Origin of the sequence: Kordia jejudonensis, assembly GCF_001005315.1 — a bacterium.
Lineage (GTDB): Bacteria > Bacteroidota > Bacteroidia > Flavobacteriales > Flavobacteriaceae > Kordia > Kordia jejudonensis.
Genome location: NZ_LBMG01000107.1, coordinates 1 through 3,605, shown reverse-complemented (window position 1 = coordinate 3,605; position 3,605 = coordinate 1). Strand labels below are relative to the sequence as shown.

At 30.1% G+C, this 3,605-nt stretch carries 5 protein-coding genes; 1 reads left to right on the top strand and 4 read right to left on the bottom strand.

Annotation, left to right across the window (positions count from 1 at the left end):
- Positions 1–31 precede the first annotated feature (31 nt).
- Positions 32–793: a BRO-N domain-containing protein gene (locus AA089_RS22720; RefSeq protein ID WP_082113471.1), complete on the bottom strand. Its 762-nt coding sequence runs from the start codon at positions 791–793 to the stop codon at positions 32–34.
- 157 nt (positions 794–950) lie between these two features.
- On the opposite strand from AA089_RS22720, the gene AA089_RS22715 reads away from it, so the two are divergent.
- Positions 951–1,169, top strand: a complete 219-nt coding sequence (locus AA089_RS22715) for a hypothetical protein (protein ID WP_156169292.1) — start codon at positions 951–953, stop codon at positions 1,167–1,169.
- A gap of 118 nt (positions 1,170–1,287) precedes the next feature.
- Here the strand turns inward: AA089_RS22715 and AA089_RS22710 are convergent, their stop codons facing one another.
- The 3 genes from AA089_RS22710 to AA089_RS22700 all read right to left on the bottom strand — a co-directional run bounded on the left by AA089_RS22710 (position 1,288) and on the right by AA089_RS22700 (position 3,542).
- Positions 1,288–1,623, bottom strand: coding sequence for a hypothetical protein (locus tag AA089_RS22710; RefSeq protein ID WP_162200476.1), 336 nt, complete (start codon positions 1,621–1,623; stop codon positions 1,288–1,290).
- Between the two features lie 207 nt (positions 1,624–1,830).
- Positions 1,831–2,616 (bottom strand): hypothetical protein, encoded by a 786-nt coding sequence (locus AA089_RS22705; RefSeq protein ID WP_046759319.1) that lies wholly within the window; start codon positions 2,614–2,616, stop codon positions 1,831–1,833.
- On the bottom strand, positions 2,616–3,542 hold the full coding sequence (locus tag AA089_RS22700) for an IS1595 family transposase (protein WP_046759318.1): 927 nt from the start codon (positions 3,540–3,542) through the stop codon (positions 2,616–2,618). Before AA089_RS22700 ends, AA089_RS22705 begins: the two co-directional genes overlap by 1 nt.
- Positions 3,543–3,605 lie beyond the last annotated feature (63 nt).

Below are 3,605 nucleotides of genomic sequence, written 5' to 3'. Positions count from 1 at the left end.
TGGCGACTATATATTAGTTTTACCCAAATCGCTATTTTCCCAAAAGTTTTGGTAAATAATCCAAAGCAATAGGATCACGGTCTTTAAAATATTTAGTAGCTCTTTCAGGTATCCAAACTTCATCAATAAATTTTATAAAAATTGGAAGCAATTCGTTTTTATATTGCCTTGCATCCACAACTAAACCGCTTGGAAAATGGTGTGGGTATTTTTTAAAATCGTTTGCTAAATCTGGATGGTGTTTCCTTAAATAATTAGCAAATGTTTTTCCTACACTTCCATCAGGACGCATTTCTTTTCCGTTAAAGGCTTTATTAGGTATTGTGTATCCTATTTGCTCAAATCGACCATATAATCTAACAAACAATTCACTTATGACAGAAAAATATCCTTTATCGGTATTACTCCAATTATCATTAAACCTTACTACAAAATTTGGTGTTTCTAGTCTATTGATTCCAAACCCGCCTGTTTTTCGTATGGCTGGAATAACTTCTTTAGTTACCCATTTTCTGAATTTCTTTGCGGATGGTTTTTTGCTTTTAAAAATTAAAGCGTATAGTCCGCTTTCAGAGATAATTGTTTTGTTTGGGTTTCCAGAAGTTCCATCATTTATAATGATAGTATTCTTTTCGTCATCGTCTAAAGTAGAAACTGCTTGACTTGGATTCCCTATTCCTAACAAATCACAAACTTCTTTAGCAACAAACCAAGCTTCTCCTTCAATATCGATTGTTGTTAAGTTTCCAAAAGTTTCTTCGTTGTCGTTGTATTTAAATATCTGTAATTGCATAGATTAAATTTTGAGCAGTAATATAAAACTTAACGATGATATTTACCTACAAAAATGAAAGATTTTTCTAAAAATAATAAGTAATCAATAAGAGTAAAAATAACTCATAAAATATTTCTTTAAAATGCTATATTTGTATAATCCAAAACTAATAGCAATGCAGGACAACATCAATTCTATTATAAGCGCAATAAAAATCGTTCAAAAGGAAAACCCTCAAAGCGAAGCAATTCCACTCTTAGAAGATGCGTTAAAACAATCTATGAAGTTGTATGTATTAAATATGGCTTCCATGAGTTCGGTAGTAGACATGGAAGAAATAAAAGAGAATTTCAAAAACGGTTTAGAATTGTTGGAGATATTCAATAAGAAGTAGTTATTTTTTCTTCTTCGATGACTTTTTTATTTTGTCGTCAACCTCTTTTTTATCAACGTTAGAAAGTCTTTGCATCATTTCATCAAAGCTCATATCTACCTGTATAGGTTTTTCGTATTTAAGCTTCTTTTTTGACATTGTTACTTTTTATTACAAAATCTGAAATTGAAAATGAAGTTGCTATCAAATCTTTTAGAGAAACTATTGAAAGTAAAAATATAGTTAAAAGAATTGAATCTGTTATATTTTTTACTTCTGACCACATACAATTTAATTCTAAAAACATCTTTTCTCCTACAGACATTAAAACAACACAAAGTAAAGCATAAAATAAAAACATAATGTTATCTTTTATTTCATTGTGAAGTTTAGGTAAATGATTCAATCTTTGTTCAATTTGTTGCGGATCGTTTTTATACTTTTCCTTAATCAAGTCGCTCATTTTATCAAACATTGAAGTTATGTAAGTATAAAGAGTTAATGCGAACCCTATAAAAACGCCTAAAAAAGTAAACAAAAATTCTGTTTTGATGAAATAATCAAATGATACGTAATCATAATTAACTATTAAATAGCTAATTATAAAAAAAACAACTATATATATTATTAATCTAGTTATTCGCATCTTTGTTTAAGTCATTTATATCTTCAAAAGTTTCTTCTAAACTTTCTTTGGTTTCTTGTTCAATATTAGGGATATTTTTTTAAAAGGTATCTTAAATTTCTTTAAAATTTTAGGCACACCATCAACCAAGCCGTTTACTATAAAATCGCCAGCTCCACTGGATAGCCTTTGAATATGATCTTTAAAAGTTTCATAACCAAATTTCAGACCTTGCACCTTATTTTCAAGTATTATTTTAAACTTTTCGTAATTCGTTTCTTCTTGTACCTCTTTGGTTATTTTGTCTACAGATTTTTTTCCTCCAAAAAAATTAGGTGGCGCATAAGTCATAGTTACCTTTTCAATCACATCCATTTCTTCCAACTTCGCCCAAAAATCTCTTTTGTCTGTTATCTCTATTAAGCTACAGCCAACACTGTGATTACCCATACGTTCAATAAAAAATCTTTCTATTTTAGCTTTTACAGCGTCTAACTCTTGAAATACAGCAGTGTTTTTTTGCACTAATACTATCTGGTATTTAACATGGAAAATCAAATAAATAAACGGATAATCCACATCTGAAACTTTTTCAATTTTTTTATCCCCAGCAATTGGTTTTTGAAAAACATGTTTTCGCGCTAGTTGCAAAACATGAATGTCCCTACCTAAGCTTTTAATGTAGTAAATAATATGTTCATTACCCCAGTCAAAAAATTGAATTTTCCCTTTCTCTTTTATTTTATCAAAGGCTTCTATGTATGCTTCTTCTTTTGTTTTGAATTTCAACTGCCATTCTACTTGTCTTAAAAAAACTCTATATGCGTAATATTGATCAGCCATTAGTTAATTAGTTGATTGTATGTTAAACGTGAATTACACAAAGATAACATATTATCAAAACGCTCAACACATGTAATATTTTTTGTATTGTATCTGTATTCAAATTCATCCACATATGCGTCTAAATGCTTAGAACTAACATTGTGGTATATTCCAATAATTCCACGCTTTAACAACGACCAAAAGCCTTCAATCGTATTAGTGTGACACTTTCCAACAACGTATTCGCCCTTTCCATGCTTTACAAATTCGTGATCGTAAATACTAGATAAACCGTTATAAGCTTTCCATTCGTCAGTCATAATTTTAGCGTCTAAACTAACGTTTTTAGTAATGATAGGCATAACAGTTGCTTTTGTTGTATTTCTAACTCTCATAGCTGTTAAACGTCCGTTTCTCTCTACTAAACCAAATACAGGCGTTTTGTCTTTTGTACTTCTACCTTGTGCATTAGAAACTTTCTTATTTGCATGACGATTTTTATTTTTTCCACCAACGTAAGTTTCGTCTAATTCTACAATATTAGTTAGTGGAGTGTTAAAAGACTTTGTGCGAACTGCAAAACGTATTCTTTGAAGTAAGAACCAAGCTGATTTTTGCGTGATTCCTAAATCTCTATGTAATTGCAAAGACGAAATTCCTTTCTTATGTGATGTAATTAACCAAATTGCCGCGAACCACTTTTGTAATGGTATTGCGCTATTCTCAAATATAGTTCCTTTAGTAATTGAAAAAGGTTTACGACACTTAGCACACTTATAACCGCTTTTCATAGTGTAAATCTTTTCGTCATTCTCACAATGAGGACAAACAATACCGTTTGACCAACGCATTTTTGCTAAATACTCTTTACACACTTTTTCGTCTGAAAAGTGCATCATTACTTCGATTAAATTTGTAAAGGTTTTTTGCTTAGATTTACACATAGTTGATTGATTTACAGTGTAAATATACGAAATTTATTTGGGTAAAACAAGTATATAATCGCC